22 protein-coding genes are annotated in these 21,331 nt (G+C 49.4%); 2 read left to right on the top strand and 20 right to left on the bottom strand.

Annotated elements, in window-relative coordinates:
* Positions 1-88: 88 nt before the first annotated feature.
* The 5 genes from PPA03S_RS22235 to PPA03S_RS22215 form a co-directional block, all read right to left on the bottom strand.
* The gene (locus PPA03S_RS22235) at positions 89-1,258 is read right to left on the bottom strand and encodes a Gfo/Idh/MocA family protein (protein WP_062326167.1); all 1,170 of its coding nucleotides are present in this window, start codon (positions 1,256-1,258) and stop codon (positions 89-91) included.
* Positions 1,255-2,169, bottom strand: a complete 915-nt coding sequence (locus tag PPA03S_RS22230; protein WP_062326166.1) for a sugar phosphate isomerase/epimerase family protein — start codon at positions 2,167-2,169, stop codon at positions 1,255-1,257. Before PPA03S_RS22230 ends, PPA03S_RS22235 begins: the two co-directional genes overlap by 4 nt.
* 228 nt (positions 2,170-2,397) lie before the next feature.
* Entirely contained in the window at positions 2,398-2,895 is a 498-nt protein-coding gene (locus tag PPA03S_RS22225; protein WP_062326165.1) for a metallophosphoesterase family protein, read from the bottom strand.
* A gap of 36 nt (positions 2,896-2,931) precedes the next feature.
* Positions 2,932-3,366 carry an Rrf2 family transcriptional regulator gene (locus PPA03S_RS22220; RefSeq protein WP_062326164.1) on the bottom strand — a complete coding sequence of 145 codons (435 nt, stop codon included), beginning with the start codon at positions 3,364-3,366 and terminating at the stop codon, positions 2,932-2,934.
* Between the two features lie 160 nt (positions 3,367-3,526).
* Positions 3,527-3,904, bottom strand: coding sequence for a DivIVA domain-containing protein (locus PPA03S_RS22215; RefSeq protein ID WP_062326163.1), 378 nt, complete (start codon positions 3,902-3,904; stop codon positions 3,527-3,529).
* Between the two features lie 206 nt (positions 3,905-4,110).
* Between PPA03S_RS22215 and PPA03S_RS22210 the strand changes: the two genes are divergently transcribed.
* Positions 4,111-4,677: a TraR/DksA C4-type zinc finger protein gene (locus tag PPA03S_RS22210; protein ID WP_062326162.1), complete on the top strand. Its 567-nt coding sequence runs from the start codon at positions 4,111-4,113 to the stop codon at positions 4,675-4,677.
* 158 nt (positions 4,678-4,835) lie between these two features.
* On the opposite strand, the gene PPA03S_RS22205 is transcribed toward PPA03S_RS22210, so the two are convergent.
* From PPA03S_RS22205 to PPA03S_RS22175, 7 genes are all read right to left on the bottom strand, one after another.
* Positions 4,836-5,558, bottom strand: a complete 723-nt coding sequence (locus PPA03S_RS22205; protein ID WP_245683699.1) for an ArsR/SmtB family transcription factor — start codon at positions 5,556-5,558, stop codon at positions 4,836-4,838.
* A gap of 71 nt (positions 5,559-5,629) precedes the next feature.
* Positions 5,630-6,916: an MFS transporter gene (locus PPA03S_RS22200; protein WP_062326160.1), complete on the bottom strand. Its 1,287-nt coding sequence runs from the start codon at positions 6,914-6,916 to the stop codon at positions 5,630-5,632.
* 188 nt (positions 6,917-7,104) lie between these two features.
* Positions 7,105-7,380, bottom strand: coding sequence for a barstar family protein (locus PPA03S_RS22195; RefSeq protein WP_062326159.1), 276 nt, complete (start codon positions 7,378-7,380; stop codon positions 7,105-7,107).
* A gap of 16 nt (positions 7,381-7,396) precedes the next feature.
* Positions 7,397-7,837 (bottom strand): ribonuclease, encoded by a 441-nt coding sequence (locus PPA03S_RS22190; RefSeq protein WP_062326158.1) that lies wholly within the window; start codon positions 7,835-7,837, stop codon positions 7,397-7,399.
* Between the two features lie 272 nt (positions 7,838-8,109).
* Positions 8,110-9,117: a Gfo/Idh/MocA family protein gene (locus PPA03S_RS22185; RefSeq protein WP_062326157.1), complete on the bottom strand. Its 1,008-nt coding sequence runs from the start codon at positions 9,115-9,117 to the stop codon at positions 8,110-8,112.
* A 2-nt stretch (positions 9,118-9,119) separates the two neighbouring features.
* Entirely contained in the window at positions 9,120-9,494 is a 375-nt protein-coding gene (locus PPA03S_RS22180; protein WP_024630336.1) for a replication termination protein, read from the bottom strand.
* Between the two features lie 330 nt (positions 9,495-9,824).
* On the bottom strand, positions 9,825-10,979 hold the full coding sequence (locus PPA03S_RS22175) for an acyltransferase (protein WP_062326156.1): 1,155 nt from the start codon (positions 10,977-10,979) through the stop codon (positions 9,825-9,827).
* 108 nt (positions 10,980-11,087) lie between these two features.
* Here PPA03S_RS22175 and PPA03S_RS22170 point away from each other — a divergent pair, with 108 nt between their 5' ends.
* The gene (locus PPA03S_RS22170; protein ID WP_062326155.1) at positions 11,088-11,450 is read left to right on the top strand and encodes a YidH family protein; all 363 of its coding nucleotides are present in this window, start codon (positions 11,088-11,090) and stop codon (positions 11,448-11,450) included.
* A 136-nt stretch (positions 11,451-11,586) separates the two neighbouring features.
* Here PPA03S_RS22170 and PPA03S_RS22165 read toward each other — a convergent pair whose 3' ends face one another.
* From PPA03S_RS22165 to PPA03S_RS22130, 8 genes are all read right to left on the bottom strand, one after another.
* Positions 11,587-12,189, bottom strand: a complete 603-nt coding sequence (locus PPA03S_RS22165; RefSeq protein WP_062326154.1) for a general stress protein — start codon at positions 12,187-12,189, stop codon at positions 11,587-11,589.
* 568 nt (positions 12,190-12,757) lie between these two features.
* Entirely contained in the window at positions 12,758-15,274 is a 2,517-nt protein-coding gene (gene hrpB, locus PPA03S_RS22160; RefSeq protein ID WP_062326153.1) for an ATP-dependent helicase HrpB, read from the bottom strand.
* Between the two features lie 175 nt (positions 15,275-15,449).
* A complete protein-coding gene (locus PPA03S_RS22155; RefSeq protein ID WP_062326152.1) occupies positions 15,450-16,256 on the bottom strand; it encodes an SDR family oxidoreductase in 807 nt (268 codons plus the stop codon).
* Positions 16,257-16,444: 188 nt separating this feature from the next.
* The gene (locus tag PPA03S_RS22150) at positions 16,445-17,287 is read right to left on the bottom strand and encodes a hypothetical protein (protein WP_062326151.1); all 843 of its coding nucleotides are present in this window, start codon (positions 17,285-17,287) and stop codon (positions 16,445-16,447) included.
* 10 nt (positions 17,288-17,297) lie between these two features.
* Positions 17,298-18,050: a vWA domain-containing protein gene (locus PPA03S_RS22145; protein WP_062326150.1), complete on the bottom strand. Its 753-nt coding sequence runs from the start codon at positions 18,048-18,050 to the stop codon at positions 17,298-17,300.
* A 33-nt stretch (positions 18,051-18,083) separates the two neighbouring features.
* Entirely contained in the window at positions 18,084-20,153 is a 2,070-nt protein-coding gene (locus PPA03S_RS22140) for a protein kinase family protein (protein ID WP_062326149.1), read from the bottom strand.
* Between the two features lie 157 nt (positions 20,154-20,310).
* Complete coding sequence (locus PPA03S_RS22135) at positions 20,311-20,586, bottom strand: WXG100 family type VII secretion target (RefSeq protein ID WP_017689071.1); 276 nt, start codon at positions 20,584-20,586, stop codon at positions 20,311-20,313.
* Positions 20,587-20,781: 195 nt separating this feature from the next.
* A complete protein-coding gene (locus tag PPA03S_RS22130; RefSeq protein WP_062326148.1) occupies positions 20,782-21,330 on the bottom strand; it encodes a WXG100 family type VII secretion target in 549 nt (182 codons plus the stop codon).
* Position 21,331 lies beyond the last annotated feature (1 nt).

Genomic DNA, 21,331 nt, shown 5'->3' with positions numbered 1-21,331 from the left:
ACCTTCCCTTATGAGCATTTGAATTTGTGCCTTATATGATTACGTATGGAAAATGAGTCTCCGGATTCTGCATTTGTGCAAATTAACACTATTTAAATGTCTGTGACAGATCTGCAGGCTGACTGCTCGCCGCCTTGTCTTTCTTTGTATTGGAACTCGCAATTCGCTGCTGCAAATGCTCATAGAACAAATCCTCATTGATAGGAAGATCCACCCAGTTATCCGTCCAGGTCGACAGCAGCATCGCATTGGATAATGTTAAACCATGGATACCCTCTTCTCCGGGAGCAATGAGCGGGGTTCCGTTCAGGATGGCATCGATCCAGTTCCGAATCAGACCAGGGTGTCCGGTTTCCACACCGGTAATCGGCACCTCGCACTTCCAGCATTCCGGCTGTCCGAATCCTCCGGTAAATCTCTGATTGAACTCAGGCTCAGGTTCACGAAGACGCCAGAAGGTCAACTGACCATCTTCAATGACAATTTTGCCGCGATCCCCATTGACTTCGAATCGATTGGTGCCTGGTGCTTCACCCGTCGTGGTCACGAATACACCCGTTGCTCCATTTTCATATTCAACATATGCCGTTACGTCATCTTCCACTTCAATGTTCCGGTATTTGCCGAATGAACAGAAAGCCCGCATACGAATGGGCATCATGCCAATCGTCCATTGCCACAGATCCAGTTGATGAGGGTCCTGATTGATCAGCACCCCGCCCCCTTCACCAGCCCACGTTGCCCGCCAGCCGCCTGAATCATAATAACTCTGAGAGCGATACCAGTTCGTAATAATCCAGTTGGTGCGCCGTACCTCACCCAGTTCTCCCGAGGCAATCAGATCCCTCAGCTTGATATATAAAGGGTTGGTTCGCTGATTATACATCATGGAAAACACTTTGCCACTGGCAGCAGCCGCTTCATTCATCTTGCGTACCTGTTTGGTATATACTCCGGCAGGTTTCTCGATCATGACATGCAAGCCATACTGAAACGCCTGAATGGCCTTTTCGGGATGGTCATAATGCGGGGTGGCTATAATAACCGCATCAATCGTCCCGGATGACATCATCTGCTCCGCATCCTGCCAATAGGTGACTGAAGCCGGCAGGTTGCCGGATACCCAGCTCTCCATTTCTTGTCTCACATCACACACAGCCACCAGTTCTGCACCAGGTACTTCTCCTGCTACCAGCGTTCTGGCATGGGCAGCACCCATATTCCCAATTCCAATGACAGCTACTCGAACCAAACTCATACCTGTACCTCCTCGTCCACACGACGTTCAATTTCGGCAAAAACATCTGCAAAATGCTGTAACATCGCCTTCGATTCCAAGACTCCGCTAAAATCTTCAATCCCGTAATATCCATCATATCCAACGGATTTGAGGTCACGGAATACTTGCAACCAGTTCACCACGCCCTCGGTCAGGGGGGCCCACTGACAATGCCAGTTTGATTTTAGCGAGATTTCAGCATTTTGTTCATTCGCACTGGAATTCGAATTCAGGTTTGATGTATCCTTAAACCAAGCCGCATTCTTCACATGCACATGCGCCAGATAAGGCCCCAGTAACTCCAGCCCCATGCGATAATTCTCATACCCTTCATGGACCATATTGCCTGGGTCATACAATACGCCTACATGTTGTGAATCGAGCGATTGCACGAGCCGATAAGCCAGTGATGCAGTAGGTGCGATCGTCTGATGATGGGTTTCCACTACAGCTTTTACCTTATATTGTTGGGCCATCTCTTGAACCTCGCTCAGATAATGCACCGCTTGTTTGTACAATTCAGGATAGCGGGTGGTGCGATCATAGCCGGGAACTCCAACACGCATCATGGATGCCCCCAAGGCTTGAGCCGCTTGAAACGCCTGCTCTGTAGCAAGCAGATCTCCGCTACTCAGATACGGTACCAATGCAATCGATTGTCTGTCATGTTTTTTTGCCGCGTCACGAAATACGGGCACCTGTTCCTCCCACTGGTCTGGATCGATCGAGCAACGATTATGTCTCCAATAAGAAGGTTCCTCGGATGAAGCATCCGCCGGTATTCCGCGATATCTCCATTCGATTCCCTCGATGCCTGCTGCGGCTGCGGCAGAAGCCAATTCTTCTGCCGTCAAGTCCGGTGTGGCTACAGTGAACACAGATAATTTCATCAACACTCATCTCCTTATGTAAACGTATTCAATTTATGATTGTAAACGCATTGTATCATTCATACGAATGCCTCCATAGGGGTGAACGCGAAGAGATGAACGACAGATAAACGGCAGGCCATATTCCCCATTCAGAGATAACTTGAAGTACCCTTTTGAACACACACAGCAAAAAGCATCCCGAATAACAGAAGATCCTTCTGATTCGAGATGCCTGGTTTTCAACTACTATTTTGCATCAAAATAAACATGTTCCGCCTGCAATTTCCCCATATGTGTCGTCATGATACCAAAGGAATACTGCGGCTGACGCCGCCGATCCGTAGGAGAACCCGGATTAAATATCAGCACATCATTGACCGTATGCATCACCGGAATGTGCGAGTGTCCAAAAATCACGGCATCCACCTGCTGCCCTGCAAAGGTATGGATCGCATTCTGCTCGGTAGACTTTGTTCCGAGATGGCCATGTACCAGACCAAGACGCAAACCGTCCGCCTCAACGATGCGGGAGAACCCTAGTTTTTGACCTATTTCAGGTGGGTCCGTATTGCCTGCTACACCTTCAACGGGCCCATAAGCGCTGAGCAGCTTATATACACTCCAGTCCGACCAGTCACCTGCGTGGAGAATCAGATCGGCATCAGATAGCGCCTCAAGCAGGGGATCGGGTAATTTACGTGCTCTTCGAGGTAAATGAGTGTCCGAGATGACAATAATTTTCATAGTACAGCACACCTTCCCTTTCCCTTACATTATGCTTTACTCGGCAGGCGATGCAGCAACTTCCATCTGGGAACAGGAACGCTCCATATCTTCAAGGGTGATGGATGCGAAGAACTGTTCCACCTTGGATTCGGCAACCTGGTACAGATTGGTCAGAAGACTATCGATCCGAAGGCCCACATCACAATTTGGATTGCAGTTACCGTGAATCGGAAACAATGGGCCTTCATCCTTGGCAGCCTGATAGATCATCGCTAATGTGATTTCGCTTGAAGGCTTGGCAAGATAGAATCCTCTTGTTCCTGGTGAGGAGTCAACAAGTCCTGCCTTTTTCAACCCGCCCAGAATACGTCTGACCACGACAGGGTTGGTATTCACACTGCCAGCAATCAGTGCCGAAGTGACTCGCTCAGGCGCGCTGAAAGACAACAACAACAAACAATGCACACTGACCGAAAAATGAGTACTCATGATTAACCACCTTTTATTGCATTTTGCATCAATCCCAAAGAGCGCCTTCCAATCAGCAAAATATAGATCGAAAGGATTCTATTCGTTTATATCTTGTACCCGTAGCGATAATAATCGAATGATGCAAAATGCTAATTTTATATCATCCCAGATGTGTATTTTACTCCGAGAACAGGTCCTGCTCAGGGCGAGCCCTAATTTTTAATTGCCGAACACTGTATTCCAGTTGTTTCACAATATCATCCAGTTGTTTGCGATCAATCTTCGTTGGATCTTCTACAGGCTTCGCCGTTGATTTCAGATCCCGAATCGTTAACTGCTGTTCTTGCCACTTGTCCATCAGATCCGCTATATTGGCATAGAAACGTTCGTAATCCTTAATAACCAAATCCAGATAGGCATCCACCTCATCCGGATCATAACCACGAAGTTTATAGTTGAATTGTTTTTCATGAATGGATAAGGCGTCGAGCTGCACGCCCAATTGCTTGAATAATTGTCTTTGTTTGTCCAATCTTCGTTTCATATGCTCATCCATATTGGCAACCCTCCATTATCAAACGCGCCGCGGTATGCATCGGTAGGATCGCAGATACCGCCGCATTTTCTCTCTCTATTTTTTATAACACATTATCCGTCAGATATAAAATCGTAAGCCCCTCTTTATACGCGAAACTGATTGCTTTTTGTGAAATTCGGGTAAGGACTGACTACAACCCCATTGCGGGAAAGGAGCATGTTCTTATGAGTACATTAAACAAAGATCAACTTCAACAACTAAAAAACGCTCTTTTGGAACAACGCGAAAACCTACAGCGCCATTTTGAATCCAGCATGGAAGACGGTGCTCCCGCCGAATCCCTGAAAGATTCAACAGGCGAACTGTCATCATACGATAATCACCCGGCAGACGCCGGTACGGAAACGTTTGAGCGAAGCCGTGACTTGGCGATCGATGATACGTTAACCGACGAGTTCAATCAGGTAAACGAAGCGTTGGAGCGAATCGATCAGGGAACGTATGGCACCTGTGTGACCTGTGGTAAAGATATTCCCTTCGAACGACTTGAGGCAATCCCTTACACAGCCTACTGTATCGATGATACGCCTAACCGCGAGTTAAGCAACGAACGGCCCGTTGAAGAGGAGGTCATGACCATGCCGCCAACCGGTGCCGGAGAAGTAAGACAGCGCAATGCTGGCAAGTTCGATAACGCTGACGCCTGGGAAGCCGTCGAGGAGTATGGCACATCGAACTCTCCCGCAACCGCAGCCAAACGTGACGTGAAAGATTATGATGAAAACATGTAGTTTATGAACGAATTAAGATCGTTTACGCTAAAATAGGTACATGTCTTCCATCATCCCAAATTACGCATGAAAAAGCCGCCATTGGCGGCTTTTTTCTTGGCAGAGCATATCATCTTTACACAGACGAAACTTCAATAATGCCGATGAATATGCTTCAATTACTCTTCCGCCTGACCACCAGACGAGGATTTCTTCTGCTTTTTAGCAGGTCTTGACGCCTTTGCAATGGACTTGCCCTTATCGGGTGAATCCTTCTTTTTCAATTTCTCAGCGGTTTCCGAAGCGGGCTTATTCACCGTATCTTTAGACAGGGAACTGAATAAATGAAAGACCTCCTTGTCCTCATTATGCTTATCTTTCGTTAAATAAGGTTCACACATCTTCGTAATATTGTTGTACAGCTGCTCAACTTCTTCCCGGCTACCATACAACGTCATATCCGAGATGAACATACGGTCCCCGTTCTCCGCCTGATTCATAAATCGCCGACGGCTCTGCTCAAACATTTCATTTAACAATTTGAAGGTTTCGGAACGAAATACCTCCTTCAGAGGTGAATTCTCTTCATCTTCGTTACGGAGCTGAATTTCTCCTTTGAAGGGCTCATAATATTTGGCGATGATTCCATTAATTTCACGAGTGGATACGATGGTGAGCAGACCGATTTTCTCCAGTTTTTTCACATGATAATGTACCTTGGCTGGCACCTCGCCCATCTGGTCTGCGATCTCTTTGACCGTAGAGGGTCTTCCCTGTTTATTAAACATATTCAGGATCTGTATCCGATACGGATCGGAGTAGACCTTGATTTCTTCAATCGTTGAAAGTACTTTGCGCTGCATACCTGTATCCTCATTTCCGGGGTACCTGTTGCCCATCATGTGTATATTATACCGTTCGAACAGGGTTTCGGTCAAAACAGGCTGAAGATAACAGGCTCCAGGAAGCCTTATTATAGAACGGTGCGGAAAGTCTTGCTCAGAAGCACCAGAGCGGCTGACATGGCAAGTAAAACACCAAACACAATAAACAGAATCGGTAATGCCACCCAATCCGCAAGCGCTCCTGAAACCAAGCTACCTAATGGAGCAACACTCACAACCAGCATACCTTGAAGGGCATACACTCTGCCAAGCATCTCGGAAGGTGTAACTTCCATGAGATAGGATGCAAGGGGTGTTGTAGCGAGTGGAATCCCCATGCCCATCATCAAACAAAAGACAGCAGCTACAGGCAGCTGGTAGGACGTCATGTAAGCCGGGAGTGCAGTCATGGCATAACTGAGCCCCAACATGACAATGCCTACAATGACCAGCACACTTTTACGGTAATTCGATCCTCGGTGTGACAGCCACAAGCCGCTCAGTACCATGCCTGCCACAATCAGCCCACTGAGCAGACTTAATCCTCCCGCTCCGGCGTGCAACGTTTCAATGACATATGGCGTGCGAAGGACATTGAACGGCATCAGACAGAAGTTAACGAAGGCAAACAGAATGGAGACGATCAGTAACAACACATGTTTACGCATAAATTGAAAGGCTTCTGTCATTTCAGAGAATATACTTTTTCTTGCTGGAGGAGAACCAGATGATTTTAATGGTGTATTTTCATTGTTAGATGATGTTGAAGTTTTCGGGTAACCCACACGACTCATCAGAAGTGCACTTAAGGCAAACAAGCCGGCATCGATCCATATCGTCCACGTGATCCCTGCCGTTGCAATTAACGTTCCCGCCACTGCAAGTCCTGCGAGTTCTGCGACCCGGGTTACAGAAGAGGACATGGCATTACCGGACAGCAGCATTGATTTGGGAAGTAATCGCGGTACAGTGGATACCTCTGCGGGTGACGCGAAACATTCCAGAAGGGAATTCAGAATGGTGATGACGAACAGATGCCAGACTTGCAGCTCACCCAGGCCAAACAACAGTGCTGTAATGCCAACAAATAGTCCTCGACCGATATTCGTGAGCACAATCACCTTTTTGGGCGACATGCGATCCACCAGTGCGCCGACAAACAGCCCCAGAAAGATACTCGGCAAAAAGTTAACAGCCAGCAATGTTCCCATCAGCAGCTTTGAACCTGTCAAAATGTACACCATCCAGCTATAGGCAATGGAATCAATCGAATCGCCAAATCTCGATACGACCTTGCTCAGCATAAACTGCACATAAGGTCTGATCCGAATTAATTCCCCGATTCCTTGTTTGCGTTCGACTTTACCTTCGCTCATGATTACTCCGCCTCTCAACGTGAAAATATTTTTAATGTTAATTTTATTTTAACGCATGAACTGCGAAAATCAACCCTTTCGTGAAAATATTTTTAACGTTGTGTTTGTTTATGAATAAAAAGAAAAAAACAGACCACCTTAGGGGCCTGTTCTGATTAGTCTTCCTATAAACCTGTCTACTTGCTCTACTAGTTCTCCACTCTCAGCTGGAGCCCTGTTCCCTCTGCTTCCGCCTCCAGCATTAACTGGAGTACCTTCTCAGCTCCATTTCCCAGCCGTTCCTTGCTGATCTGGTAGTTCGTCCAGGTTAATTCAAACGGCAGCTCAATCATGCCTGTAAGGCAGTCCCACAAAGCATCCAGATTTCCACCATAAAAGTCTGGCAGTTCAAGCTTTTGCTTCAATAGCTCATGCAGTTCTGCCGTGCTGGAGAAGTCTTCACCGTTTATGATTACCTTTTTCATGTTGTTATGTCCTTCCTTATTTCAACCGGGTAAATGATGCATAATGGTCTGTCGTTTTGTAAATCAAGCCATCATTGGAATACAGAATGCGGTCAGAATTACGGAAGCCGGAAGTGTAGTTGATATCCGCTTCGCGCCATGTACGGCCACTGGCTGCTGGAATCAAGCCTTCCCGGTTGCTGAACACATCTCCGCCGATACTTTTGCCTGGAGCAACCGTAGCGAGGTTCCCTTGGGACGATACCCAACCCAGTGCCGTTGCCTGTGCTTTGGTAATGTAGTTGCATGGCAGTTTTCCGTTGGCACTGAGATAGTTGGCCACACCAGTGAATGTGTTAATGATGGTACATGATGCAGCTGAAGCCTTCTGCTGTCCCACCGCTGTCATCTGTGAACCCGTGAAGAAGACCAACGTTAACATAACCGCGAGCAAAGCTGTGGACAAAAACTTTTTCATAAATCCAGCCTCCCGATAGCACAAAATCGATGAACGTTGCCACTATATAAGTGATATGAGGTCAGCAAGCTGTGAGGATGTACGTTCTGCTAGATTATAGTGAACAAGCCATCTATTGACTATTTATATCACATCATTTTGGAAGAAATATAAAATTCAATCATTATTTTTGTAAAAATATATAAATATAACATTTAAATACAAAAAAAGACTCACATCCCGAAGGAAGGAGTCTACCATTTCAATCATTTCCTGTTATGATCGTCGCTGCTTTACTTTACTAGTTGCACCCGTTGACGGGTTCGGGCCGATTCCAGGCAAGCATCAATGACTCGCATATTCTGAATCGTATTTTGCGGACTGAAGGGCAGCGCTTCTCCTTCAAGCACCGCGGCTGCAAATGTCTCCGCCTGCAAAACATAGGAGTTGGACACCGATACACGTTCCTCACGGCTGACGGAATCGGTATGTACAATAATTTGCGGTGGAATATCACTGTTCTCCCAGCCGAACACTTTGGGCAGTTCAATCCGTCCATCCGTACCCAGAATCTCCATCTCAGCTCGTCCAGAGGCCCACATGCCACAGTCAAAGGTTAACGCTACCGAATTCGGAAATTCCACAAGTCCTGAAGCCATCATATCGACCCCGTCATGCTCTTCCGAGAATAAAGCGTGTACCGTTACAGCTTCCGGCTCCTGTCCCAGATACATACGGGCTGCCGAAATCGGATATACGCCAAGATCAAACAAGGATCCTCCGCCCATCTCTCTTTTGAACCTGACATTCTCTTTATCGTCCGCTGTATTACAGGTGAAGTTGCCATGAATCGCTCTGACAGCACCAATCTCCCCACTGGCTATAATCTCTTGCACACGTCTATGCTTCGGATGATACCGATACATGATCGCTTCTGCAAAAAGAACACCGTACTGCTGACATGCATCAACCATTTCCGCCGCTTCATCTGCATTCAAAGCCGCTGGTTTCTCACATAGTACATGCTTTCCAGCTTGCGCAGCCTTGATCGTCCACTCCTTGTGCAGGTGGTTCGGCAGAGGAATATAGACTGCTTCAATATCCGGATCGGCAATGAGTTCATCATAGCTGCCATAGGCTCTGGCAATGTCGAGTTCACTCGCAAGAGCTTCAGCTTTCCCTTTGCTGCGGCTGGCTATCGCCAGGACCTCACCACGTTCGGATTGCTGGATCGCCGGAATGACTGCATTTTTCGCGATGGTGGATGTACCAAGCACACCCCACTGTAAGTGTCTGTTCATGCTTATCTTCCTTTCGCTCCGTAATTGTCCTCTTCTGCCTTGTGTAACATGCCGAGACAACGATCAAGATCGGCTTTGACCTGTTTTTTATATAATTCGGCTTTCTCCGCTCCATCATCCGTGAAGTGATATAAAACGATTTCCTGAAAATCGACTTTGGGATCACTGCCTTTCAGTTTCTTTGTCCGATAAAAGACTCCCTGTTGAACCAATTCGTGCAGCGCCCGGTATATTTCGCTCTGGGGGGGTACATAGCCGTAGGCTTTGAATTCCTGCTTCATTGCCTCCAGCATTTCATAGCCATATCCCCTATGCTGTTCGACCATCGTAATTAGATACAACTTGATAAATGCACGCTGCGCAATCATAAAAGCCACGTTCGATCCCCTCCTGTCAGCCCTGTATATCTAGTATTATAAAACTTATGTTCCCCTTCTGCCATCTTTATCCGTCGTTCTTCCTTTAATCCTTGGGCGGAAGAGAGCTGGAGAGAACATGAATGGATAACAGAGACGTAAGCTAGAGCAGGATCGGAGGATTTCTGTTGTGAATTTTTCATATAATGAAATTTCGAAATTCATTTCACATGTGTACACTTCAATCGATTTGTACGAATTCATACGGTGCAGGTCGTGATATTTTTGCATTCATTTGCATCAATTATTTGAGTCGATTATTGTGAATTTTTCATATAATGATGTATTCACTTACTTAATAGACTTCGACTTTGATTTCGGTACAGTTCCCACAATCCACTTGCTCCAGCTAGCGCGAGAGATGAGCCATGTAAGTACACAGGATAATGCAAGAGCCAGCAACCAGGTGATGATCATGCGGACGACCGGGTTTAACCCCATTGCCACATAAAACTGTTCATCTGGAATATAACTGTAGCGCAACACCAGCATATGCATCAGGTAGCCCCCGTACGAAACCCCGCCCATCCACGCGAGCAAACGCAATCCCCTGACATTATGGAGCTTGCCGGCCAGCTGGTACATCACCATGATCGAAGCGATCAGGAATAATATCATATCCGGACGGATGAGACTAACGGTATAGAACGTAATCTGGATGCCCTCCGGCTTCTGGAATTCAAGCATTAACATATATATAAACCGTAGACCAAGAACCATAAACACAGACCAATACACCCAGCGTAAACGATGAATCCATTCATTCCAGTGTTGGACCGATAGCCCGGCTGCCGCACCAAGCACAAAATAAAAAAAGAAATACACAAAATTTCGATCCGCATACGTCGTAAAGGCATCCGTCAGGACCGGGATATTCAACCCCTGCATGAACTTAGCGATATTTCTTAATTGATCCGCAAGTACAAGATAGACCACACCAGAGATTAGAAGAGCAATCACGCGCCCCTTAGGCTCGTACCGATTGTATACATATCGAATTGCCCGCAAGAACACGGGAAACAGCAGATAAAACTGAATTAGCATGATGATGTACCAAAAATGTGAGGACGTTTTGCCTGTCAATAATTTCAATCCAAGATCAGGGATATTTCCCCAACCAAATCCGCTCCAGCCGCGGGGCGCCAGTGTGAAATAGATCAGTGACCAGATGATATAAGGGACGATGACATCCGTTAATCGCTTTTGCATGAAGCGTCCATAGTGGAGCTTGTCTCCTGTATTATAGAAAAGTACCATGCCTGTGATAAAAATAAACAGGGGGACAGCAAATTTGGACAACATCAGCAGAATTGCGAGCACTACACCGTCTTGCAGTCCGGCTTCAGGAACCAGGGAATAATGAGCGATGGAATGCTGAAGGACAACTGCCGCAAAAGCAACTCCCCTCAGACTTTCAATTTCTGCAATTCGTTCTTTACGAGGCATATCAACCAGCCTCCTTTCTTGGTTTTGCCATGAAAACGACGTACAATAAACCATACATTGATAAACGGGGTGATTCACATCTCAGATACAGACCAAGATCTAACCACCATGGACTCCAAATATGTACAACAGCATCTGGCTAACGAACGGACCTTTCTGGCCTGGGTGCGTACCGGCATTGCCATGGTCGGAATCGGCTTTCTTGCATCCGGATTCGGCTTTAGTTCCACAGCCTATGACCGGATGGCTCATATTGCGGCAATCATCATCGGTGTTACCTCCCTGGTCAGCGGTATATCGATCATCCTGTGCTCTGCTTCCGCTTACCATCGAAAACGCAATCAGATCAATTCGCAGACGTTTCAGGCCTCCACCGGTTTAATCCGATTCCTGACATGGATGCTGCTGGTGATCGGACTCGCTCTTGCCGTACTACTGTATGTATTGTTATTCCCTGACTGGCAGGATTAACACCTGGACCTGCTGATGTCCATTCAGGAATGATTCAGAGGTACAAAAGCCGGCTTCCTGTAAGGAAACCGGCTGATGACCACCTGATGGATCAAATATATCATTCCAGTTGAAGAAGCATTCCTTGGTGACCTAATTATAGAAAAGTATTGTTGCCAAATCGAGCCGCCTTATTCTGGGCTTCCAGTCTGCGCTCTTCCATATCCAGATCCGGGCGCTCGGCAGGCACATCTTCGCGAGGCACATCACTGCTGTCCCGGTTCACATATCTGTTCGTACTGAACACGTGGTAAACATCCGTGTCCCGATCCGTCGAATCCACGAGTAACAGGATTTTGCCATTTTGCACATATTCCTCATACTGTCTGGCATCTTCTTCCGGGATACCGAGACCGACGAGTCCACCTACCAGCCCGCCTGCTCCTGCGCCCACAGCAGCACCCGTAAATGCTGCCGCAATGGGGCCAGCTGCCAGTATAGGACCTATGCCCGGAATCGCGAGCGCCCCGATCCCTGCGAGCAAACCTGTTACTCCGCCCAGCACTCCGCCTGTTGCTGCACCTGCAGCTACACCTTCGGGAGCTTTTGTACCCGTTTCTTCGCGGATGGCCTTCAGTTCATCCCGATCCTGTGTGACTACCGAAATTTCGTCTGAGGTGAACCCTTGCGCTTTCAGTCCCTCGATTGCTGATGATGCCTCACGTTCTGTATTAAACACACCTACGATTTTCTTCTGCATAGTAATCCCTCCTCATCGAATTGAGTGGTTCGCTATGTTATTACCCGCCCTGTTTTCTTTCAAACGCTTCAATCGATATATCGCATCTTGAAAGACCTAGGTGGCTGACGACCACGGATATATGGCAGGGCACCGCACTGGGTGCTGCACTGGGTGCTGCACGCGGTGCGAAACGAAGTTGAACACATGCAGAAACCGTGGATATGCCAAACCTGACCTGGTGTGGACTCCCATGCCGGAGCATTCGGGCCGGAGGGGTCACGTGGACTTAGCAGCTTTTTTCTAAGGAACACAGGAGTCTTATTTGGCCCTTAATCTCTCATTTTCCAATCGTAAGGAGCACCCGACACGTTATTCCCCTAGAACGCCCTAAAAAATGAAGCAAATGCCCTTAATTTTGTATATAACATGTCTCAGGTTCGCTTATCCTTCTCCTAACGCTCCCCCAGCCATATAACACGTCTCAGGTTCGTAAGCACTCTGACGTTCTAATCCGCAATCACACACTCGCCCGTTCAGATCGCGTTCAGGTCCATCTGTCAGACCGAGGTTTGAAGACAACTCCTAGCTAAACTCGCGGTTTGGTCCGGTTAGTCGCTACTGCTTCGAGGGGATTATCCGGCCAATAATGCTTGGGATAACGGCCTTTCAAGTCTTTCTTGACCTCAAAATAAGTCTCCCGCCAAAAATTGGCCAGATCTCGTGTGACCTGTACAGGCCGCTGCGCCGGGGACAGCAAATGAATGGTCAGAGGTACTCGGCCGCCGCCAATACGGGGGGTCTCCTGCTGTCCAAACATCTCTTGCAGTCTAACCGCTAGCGTAGGATCTTCAGGTCGGCTGTAATCTACCGGAATGCGCGAGCCACTGGGTACCTGAATATGTGTAGGAGCTTCCCGATCCAATTGCTGTCGCTGTTCCCAGCTCAGTCCGCCCAACAACACATCCTGCATCGACAATCTCTTGAGATCTGCAGCAGATCGCATGCCTGTCAGAAACGGACGGAGGTGATCTGCCAGTTCTTCGGTCAGATGATCTTCGCTAAGATCCGGCCATTCCGGCAGATGATAATGCAAAAATCGCATTCTGTCCGCCAGCTGTCGCGATGATTTTGTCCAGGGCAGACCATCCAGCCCTTCGATCCGTATTCCTGAGAGTAATGCTTCGATCACCTGGTCTTCGGGCGGCTGTGCAATACTCCTCTCTTTCAACGTAATGGCTCCGATTCGCAGCCTTCTATGCGCACGCACACTTCGGGTGCCGCGGTCCCAGGCCACCTGCACCTCTTCGTGCAGCATATCTGGACCAAGGTCCAGCAATCTCTTCTCCTGCACCGGCGCAGCCAGCAGGATGCGCGCATCCGCGCCCTGGTCGTCGGCCTCGGCTGCGACCAGATAGGCTGAACGGCTCAGCGATTCTGTCGCTGCGAGCCGTACCCCGCGGCCGCTGCTCAGCAGATAGCGGCCGTCCTCCCGGCGTTGCCCGATCCGGTCCGGATAGGCAAAGGACAGCAGCCATCCGCAGCTGTCCTCATCCGGCTGTACCGGATCGGCCGCCGGGCCGAGCGCCGCGCGCAGCTGGCGGCTCTCCTGGAGCATGCGCCGCACGGCAGCGCCGTCTGCGACAGACGCTGCCGCTTGCAGCATGCCGCTGCTGTCCGCGGTCAGCAGCGCTTCCACGCGCGGGCGCAAGTCGGTGCCCGCGCCGGCACTGCCACTGCTGCGGAGGCCGGCAGGCTCCTGCAGCAGTGCCGCCAGCATGCTGGCGTAGCTGGCCAGCCCAAGCTCCGCCGCGCGGAGCAGCATGCTGGCCAGTCGCGGATGCACGCCAAGCGTGTTCATCCGCCGCCCGAAGGGCGTGATGCGGCCTGCGTCGTCCAGGCCGCCCAGCTGGCGCAGCAGCGCCTGTGCCTGGCCGTAGGCTGCGGCAGGCGGGGTGTCCAGCCACTGCAGCTCCGCAGGAGTCTGGACACCCCAGGCGGCAAGCTCCAGCGCCAGCGGCGCAAGATCCGCGGAGGCAATCTCCGGCTTTGCTGCATCCGGCAGCGCGCCATGGGCCTCTTCGCTCCACAGCCGGTAACACACGCCCGGTGCAATCCGCCCCGCGCGTCCCCGCCGCTGATCGGCTGACGCCTTGGACACCGGCAGGGTGACCAACCGGCTCATGCCGGTCCGGGGCGAGAATACCGACGCCCGACTCAACCCCGCATCCACCACAACCTTGACTCCAGCCAAGGTAAGACTGGATTCGGCAATGGATGTAGACAGCACCACCTTGCGTTTGCCTGCTTCTGCAGGGCGTACAGCCTCATCCTGCCTTTCTATCGGCATGCTGCCATACAAGGAATGAATCTGAACATGAGCAGGAAGCATGAGATTGGATAACTCTCGCTCTGTGCGATGGATTTCTTTTGCACCCGGAAGGAAAACCAGCACATCTCCCTCCTGTTCCGACAGTACCTTGACAACCGCCTGAGCTGTAAAAGTCTCCAGCTGTTCGGATACCGGTTTGGATAGATATCGGGTTTCCACCGGAAACGTTCGCCCAGGGCAATCGATCCATCGGGTTCCCTGCCCCAGCAAGGCACAGACAGGAGCCGGGTCCAGCGTTGCCGACATCACCAGCAGCTTCAGATCAGGACGCAGCATAGCCCGGGATTCAAGCGCAAGCGCCAAACCAAGATCACCCTGTAAATGCCGCTCATGAAACTCATCAAAGATAATCATCGCCGCATCATCCAGTCCCTGATCCTGCTGAAGCATTCGGGTTAAAACACCTTCTGTCACCACTTCAATGCGAGTAGCCTTGCTTACACGAGTATCCATCCGCACCCGATATCCTACGGTCTGTCCCGCCTTTTCACCAAGGGAAGCCGCCATCCGCGCAGCTGCCGAGCGAGCGGCGAGTCTGCGGGGTTCCAGCATAATGATTTTTCGTCCGCCTACCCATGGCTCATCCAGCAGAGCCAGTGGGACAACGGTTGTTTTACCCGCACCCGGTTCAGCAATTAACACACCTGTATCCTCAGCCTGAAATAGCCGTCTCAGCTCGGGGATAATCTGTTGTATTGGTAAATCCGTCTTCATCTCATCTCTCCTAATTGATGTAGCACACGTCTATTCGAATGTTAGCATTATAACAAAAAAAGCCGTTCCAGAGGAACGACCATCAAAGATATATTCGATTTCAGCATTTTCCATCATACAGTTTAACGTACTCTCGGGTACAACAAGCGCTCTATGGATTGATCCAAAAAGCTCATTAGCTTAACAACGATTCCGCACCGTCAATGACGATTTCTGCACCCGTAATGTGTCTGGATTCTGCAGAAGCCAGGAACGCTACCAGATCAGCCACGTGTTCAGGCTGACCAGGCCCATCCGCAAGCGGCTGCTGGCCTTCAGGAAATTCCATCGGAATAACGATTTGCTGCAATTCATCCGTTTTGACCGTACTTTGGTCAATATTCGTCGCAATCGCTCCCGGACAGATGACATTGACACGAATTTTGAACTTGGCCAGTTCCAGCGCAGCCATCTTCGCAAAAGCAACCTGTCCCGCCTTCGACGTACTATACGCCGACATGCCAAAGCTGGAGAAGCGCTGATTACCATTAATGGAGCTGGTAATAATGATGCTGCCTCCACCACGTTTTTTCAGATGAGGAAGTGCATACTTGATCGTGAAAAAAGTCCCGTTCAGGTTCGTCGTAATAATCTGCTGCCAATCCTCAACCTGAATCTCTTCAATCGGCGCCGATACGCCATTAATGCCTGCATTGGCAAAAACGATATCCAGGCCACCGAACAATTCGATGGTCTCCAGAACAGCCTTCTCCACCCGGGCAGGATTGGAGATGTCTACATCAAAGGCTCTTGCCGCACCTGCATGCAGCTTATTAATTTCTGCTTCCGTCTCCGAGATCCGATCATTGACCAGATCGAGCAATGCAACACGCGCACCCTCACTAGCTAATTTAAGGGCGGCTGCCTTCCCAATCCCGGAGCCTGCTCCCGTAATTATGGCTACTTTGCCTTCGAACCGTGACTTGCCATTATGCTGTGTCATTATCCATTCCACTCCTTCTCCTCAGCAATTATGTAAGAATGTACGTTCATGTACTATCTGTAAGTAGATTCTTCACAAGATTACCCAAAAAGAGTGGCTTTTAAATCAACACGGGCAAGTTTTTTCACAGATAACCCTCACCTTCGCAGCACGGAGATCAGAACGCCTTGAAATGCTTCAAACAACATTCACCATTCCAGTTCAATGAAAGCGGCATCATCTTCAAGCCCTCCGGTATGTCTGGCATCCAGCAGCACCTGAATCTGTTCATCCGGAATATACGCCTGGATCGCATCCAGATCATTCAGGCCATCTGTATACAGTTGAAGACGGATGGATTCACTTGAGGACAATTTGGCCTCATAAGTATGGGGTTTGCCACCAACCGGACCATCGAGTGTAGACCAACGCTCATTCGTGCGACAGTGCAGCTGAAAAGCTCCCGACTGCTCCTGTCCACCACGCCACAGACGGATGCGAGAGTCTCCCTGCCAGGCGAGCCACAGTCGGCTTTTGCGGGCACCTCCCGAGAGCTCGATGCGTCCACACACGTACATAGCCTGACTTCCTCTGCTTCGCTTCTCCATCAGCACTTCCCGCAGAAGTACAGGCGAGTTGTCCAAAGGCTGCAATTTCTCTAGCTGTTCAGATGCTGGAACAGTCAGGTCGTGAAGCAGACGTTCCATTGACTCTGAAGAAGGATGCTGATCCCTATCCAGCCATTCCAACAAAGCATTCCCCAGAAAACGTGCTGCAAAGTCGCCCAGGTAACTCATGCCAACCCCATCACATAACACGAAGGTACAGACATTCCCATTGATGCGAACAGCAGCAAAGTCCTGTCCCGTGTCTCCCTGATTCACCGTCTCCGCCGCTCTCCCATACCCATAACGACACTTGAAAGTGCCCTGGTAACGAGTCAACGGCTGTTCTCCAGTCTGGACACTGGCATAACGAAAGCTGCCGGGATGTTGCTTGGCATGGCTTCCCTTATCTCCAGCAGACAATGTTGCCAAACGCATGGCTCTCATGGTTCCCCTCCTATCTCACCGGCGTAGCAGCAGACATCTGAAATCCGATGGATACCAGTTCTGCACATGTACCCGGAAGCATCATGAGTGCCCCAGGTGAAAGCAAATAATCGGCCTCTACAAGCATCTCACGGTAACTTTCCGGCAGAACCGAAGACATATTGCGCAGCTTCTCCCCATGTTCATCCTGAAGCACCGTCTCCTGGGATATGCCTTTCCATCTTCTCGGTTCTGCAATAGGTCCTTCGAGTAGATGGTCCGATATAAAAATATTCTCGACCAGTACATTGCCATCTGGCACACTCATGCCCATAATTCTTTTGGCAATAGGCTCCGGATCTTCCCCTGTTGCTACCCCGTCGGTCATATGACAGACCAACGGCGCAGGACAATCCTGCATGTTTGGAATTTCAGCCTGCAAAATCTTCTCTGCCTGCAAAAAAGCCTTCGCTGAATCCGAGAATCTTTTTGGTGTCAAATCAGGCAGTGAACCTACCGCAGCAATCTCGTCGATACCCTTAATTCCGTTCAACAGATCATACACATCATCGCTGTATGCCAGAATGGCAATTCTGTACCGGGGGGTCAATCGGTTTCCCTTCGTCGAGCGAAATACCATTTGGCGAATCGCCAGCGACAAGGCATCATAGACTACATCGATCCGACGACGATTTTCCAGAACCATATTCATGGAGGCGCTAATATCAATCAAATAAATAATAAGTGCGGGTGTGCGCTGGGATGCTTGAATCGTGTAGTTCATCTGGGATGAGCCACCTCCGTTGTTCACGTTATTTTACAAGTTAGGCAATGCATAATCGGTATTGCTCAGGAATTTGTTGATCGCATTCATTCGTGCTGCCACTTTACCTACACCTTTGAAATAAGCCGCATCGCTGTTGTACAGATTTTTGAAATCACGCGCGTATGCTTCGGCATTCTCCATATTATTGCCTTTTTGCGCATTATACGTTTTGTTATAGTGAGCGATCAGTGTGACTACGTTCTGAGCACGCTTTTTCTTAAGCGCAGCCTTCTGGGCCGCCTCCTGCCTGCGCTGTGCCTCGGCTGCTGCCTTACGTTCGGCTTCCTGCTTTGCAATCCTGGCATCATTTTCTTTCTTCCATACCAAGTAGGCTTCATATTTCGCCTGCTTGTCATACTTTTCCTGTTGTGCCTTTCTGGCTGCTTCAAGCTTCTGTTGTTTCTGCTTGGCAAGGTATGCCTCATATTGGGCCTGTTTGTCGTACTTGGCCTGTAACGCCTTACGCTCTGCTTCCTTCTTCTTGGCTTCGGCAAGCTTTTTCTTTTGCTCAGCATCAAGCTTTGCTGCTTCTGCCTCTTTTTGTTTCTTCTCTTCCTCCTGCTGTTTCAAGGCAGCCGCTTTTGATGCCTCGGCATCCTGAGCAGCCTTAAGCTCTGCCTGTTTGGCAGCCGCCTCCTGCTCCTTCTGTTTGACCTCAGCCTGATCGGCCAGTATTTTAACTGTCGGCACACTTCCAGCCAACAGAACGATTAACACCGCTGACGAAATCATAAATTTTTTGGAACGGTAAAACGGAAGCTTCACCAGTTGACCCGCAGAATCATCCTTGGGGTTAAGCTTGGTGTCCAGCTCCTGGATCGCCGCCTCTACTTCCATCTGCATCGCGCTGTTATGTGGAATAAAATGATGCAGCGAACGATACACTTCCAGAGCTGCCGCGGGTTTGCCTTCATCCTCCAGCGCTCTAGCCTGAAGAAACAAGCGGTTTACAACCGCTTCCTGACCCGGTGAAGGTGGCGCCAAGGACAAGCTTGGATCCGGGAGCGCCTGCTTATCCGCCATTCCTTCTGCTGCTTCCGCCCCTTTAATCCGGCTCGTATCGATTGCATCCAGCAGATCTTCATCTTTTGATTCGGATTCTGGAACAACTGCAGTACCTGCCAGTTGAGTATCAGCTGATGCCAGCGCTACAAACCACTCGCCAAATGTCGGGCAGCTGCTGAGATCATGACTTTCCCAGGCACGAATGAACAGATCGGATACTTTGGAGCCCCAGCGCTTTTGAAGCGACTCCCGCATCGCATAGTAACGTTCACTTACGGTCTGCATTTCGTGTTGGTCGAAATAACTTTCTCCCCAGGCCTTTTCCACAATCGCGGCATCGGACCAGCTTAACATCTCAGCAATAATGACTGCTCCGGCAAAACGGTCGGCATATGCACTCCACAAACCGCTGTGCACTGTACGATGAGCTGCATAACCAGGTGAACCAGCAAGCAGAGCATCCGGACGGTCCATTTTGGAACCGTACATCTGCTCTACATCTACCAATTCAACGGCTGAACCCCCTCTCAGGTTCTCCACTTCGGAAAAAAACGGAATCATCACATTGGGTGCGGACAAATCACAATGGGCCAATCCGCGCTGTTCCATGGCCGAACCGGTCCCGGCAAGGGCTCGAGCCAGCTTTAGACTTTCCTCCGCTGTCAGCTGTTTCTGATCACTGATTACATCGAACCAGGTCAGACCCTGTACCCATGGCATCAACACCGCATACAACAGATCAGGATGTTCTCCAATGAGTGCTCCGTTTCTTTCCGGAGTGAGCACATCACGCTTGCATACCTGCAAACCTGGCAGTTCACTATAAGACTCCATATGCTCAGACTGATACACCATAGCCGGGATACGAAATTTAGGAAAAAACACTTTTAGTGCTTTGGCCCCACTTATGGAACCATTACGGGGTAACAATTGGTAGACAATACCCTGCCTTCCGGCTTGGGCATAAGCCAGTCCAGGTGCAGCCGGATGCTGCCCAATCGTATAGGCAATGTCGTTAATCACCACTTCATCCCCGGGATTTGGTTGAAAAGACATGCTTATCCCTCTCTCTGTCATTCTGTCATAGTGCAGCAAAAACCGGGTGCTGTGACAACGCCCGGTTTTTGCTGTAGTTGTAAAGCTTCAGCTTGCTGCCTGCCTTTGATTCTGGGCGAATTCAAATATCAAACCTGCCCGAATTATGTATCGCAGATTAGCGAGCTTGGTCAGCAGTACGGAATTTGTTGGCGATAGCCGTCAGTTCCGCGCTGATGCTATTCAGCGTTTGAACGAAAGATTGCATTTGTTTGCTGGCTTCCTGGAATTCCTGGAAGAAGCGCTGTTTGGTCATACCTTCCCATTGTCCTTCCATGCTAGTGATGGATTGAGTCAATGTAGATACGATTTGCTGACTTTGCTCACCGCTTTGTTTGAATTGGTTGGAAACCTGATCAAGCTGCTCTGGGGTAACTAAAATACGTCCTGCCATTGTAAATTCCTCCTTGGTTTGTGCAATTAAATTTTGTCTTGTTCAAATTGTACTATACCAGGATCGATCGGACAAAAGCCGAAGGACCTAATCCTATTTACCCCATTTTCAGCCAATGAAACTTCCCCTAACAGACTATATACATAAAAATTCACTTTCTGCTGTCTTGCTTATTCAGCCCTGTAACTCATGCGCTCAGGAGACCACAGGTTCTGTTCCTCTTCTTCCCCGATAGGATGGATCTGTGAATCTCCACGCCACAGGCTCAGGCTGCATGGCCTGGATCAGAGTCGCTGGTGAGCCATCAGGCGGTACGGCATCCTGTACACGGTACACGGCTGCTACCGCGGAAAATGGATCGGATACAACAGCAGTGGTTGCTGAGTGCACAGGCATAATCTCTCCTGTACGCTCCGCCTGAAGAACATTCAACATATTGACCGCATTGCCATAGGCCGTGTTCACATGACTCAACACGGTACGATACTCCATGTCCACCTGCTGGAATAACAAGGCCTTGCGTCCCAGCTGTACGCTCAAGTCCATAAAACGACGTACCGCAGACTCGCAGAGTCGCTTGCTGTGATCCCATTCATTCATAACCGCTGCACGGGCTTCAAGATCCCACTCCAGCGAATGAATAGCCTGATCCAATACTGTCATCTTTTGCTGTATTTGCTCCGCCGCATACTGAATCTGCCTGCTCAGTGCCCGAAGCACATCCGGTTCCACACGAATGCGCATT

Source organism: Paenibacillus pabuli NBRC 13638 (genome assembly GCF_001514495.1).
Classification (GTDB): Bacteria; Bacillota; Bacilli; order Paenibacillales; family Paenibacillaceae; genus Paenibacillus; species Paenibacillus pabuli.
This window is presented reverse-complemented; position numbering and strand designations above follow the sequence as displayed.

Excerpts from the sequence above, each read along its gene's own strand:
- PPA03S_RS22165 (WP_062326154.1), bottom strand. The coding sequence starts at position 12,189 with ATGCAGAAGAAAATCGTAGGTGTGTTTAATACAGAACGTGAGGCATCA.
- PPA03S_RS22210 (WP_062326162.1), top strand. The coding sequence starts at position 4,111 with ATGAGTACATTAAACAAAGATCAACTTCAACAACTAAAAAACGCTCTT.
- PPA03S_RS22195 (WP_062326159.1), bottom strand. The coding sequence starts at position 7,380 with ATGAAAAAGGTAATCATAAACGGTGAAGACTTCTCCAGCACGGCAGAA.
- PPA03S_RS22155 (WP_062326152.1), bottom strand. The coding sequence starts at position 16,256 with ATGACACAGCATAATGGCAAGTCACGGTTCGAAGGCAAAGTAGCCATA.
- PPA03S_RS22200 (WP_062326160.1), bottom strand. The coding sequence starts at position 6,916 with ATGAGCGAAGGTAAAGTCGAACGCAAACAAGGAATCGGGGAATTAATT.
- PPA03S_RS22130 (WP_062326148.1), bottom strand. The coding sequence starts at position 21,330 with ATGCGCATTCGTGTGGAACCGGATGTGCTTCGGGCACTGAGCAGGCAG.
- PPA03S_RS22225 (WP_062326165.1), bottom strand. The coding sequence starts at position 2,895 with ATGAAAATTATTGTCATCTCGGACACTCATTTACCTCGAAGAGCACGT.
- PPA03S_RS22175 (WP_062326156.1), bottom strand. The coding sequence starts at position 10,979 with ATGCCTCGTAAAGAACGAATTGCAGAAATTGAAAGTCTGAGGGGAGTT.
- hrpB (WP_062326153.1), bottom strand. The coding sequence starts at position 15,274 with ATGAAGACGGATTTACCAATACAACAGATTATCCCCGAGCTGAGACGG.
- PPA03S_RS22205 (WP_245683699.1), bottom strand. The coding sequence starts at position 5,558 with ATGATGGGCAACAGGTACCCCGGAAATGAGGATACAGGTATGCAGCGC.
- PPA03S_RS22150 (WP_062326151.1), bottom strand. The coding sequence starts at position 17,287 with ATGAGAGCCATGCGTTTGGCAACATTGTCTGCTGGAGATAAGGGAAGC.
- PPA03S_RS22190 (WP_062326158.1), bottom strand. The coding sequence starts at position 7,837 with ATGAAAAAGTTTTTGTCCACAGCTTTGCTCGCGGTTATGTTAACGTTG.
- PPA03S_RS22220 (WP_062326164.1), bottom strand. The coding sequence starts at position 3,366 with ATGAGTACTCATTTTTCGGTCAGTGTGCATTGTTTGTTGTTGTTGTCT.
- PPA03S_RS22215 (WP_062326163.1), bottom strand. The coding sequence starts at position 3,904 with ATGGATGAGCATATGAAACGAAGATTGGACAAACAAAGACAATTATTC.
- PPA03S_RS22235 (WP_062326167.1), bottom strand. The coding sequence starts at position 1,258 with ATGAGTTTGGTTCGAGTAGCTGTCATTGGAATTGGGAATATGGGTGCT.
- PPA03S_RS22185 (WP_062326157.1), bottom strand. The coding sequence starts at position 9,117 with ATGAACAGACACTTACAGTGGGGTGTGCTTGGTACATCCACCATCGCG.
- PPA03S_RS22140 (WP_062326149.1), bottom strand. The coding sequence starts at position 20,153 with ATGTCTTTTCAACCAAATCCCGGGGATGAAGTGGTGATTAACGACATT.
- PPA03S_RS22135 (WP_017689071.1), bottom strand. The coding sequence starts at position 20,586 with ATGGCAGGACGTATTTTAGTTACCCCAGAGCAGCTTGATCAGGTTTCC.
- PPA03S_RS22145 (WP_062326150.1), bottom strand. The coding sequence starts at position 18,050 with ATGAACTACACGATTCAAGCATCCCAGCGCACACCCGCACTTATTATT.
- PPA03S_RS22170 (WP_062326155.1), top strand. The coding sequence starts at position 11,088 with ATGGACTCCAAATATGTACAACAGCATCTGGCTAACGAACGGACCTTT.
- PPA03S_RS22230 (WP_062326166.1), bottom strand. The coding sequence starts at position 2,169 with ATGAAATTATCTGTGTTCACTGTAGCCACACCGGACTTGACGGCAGAA.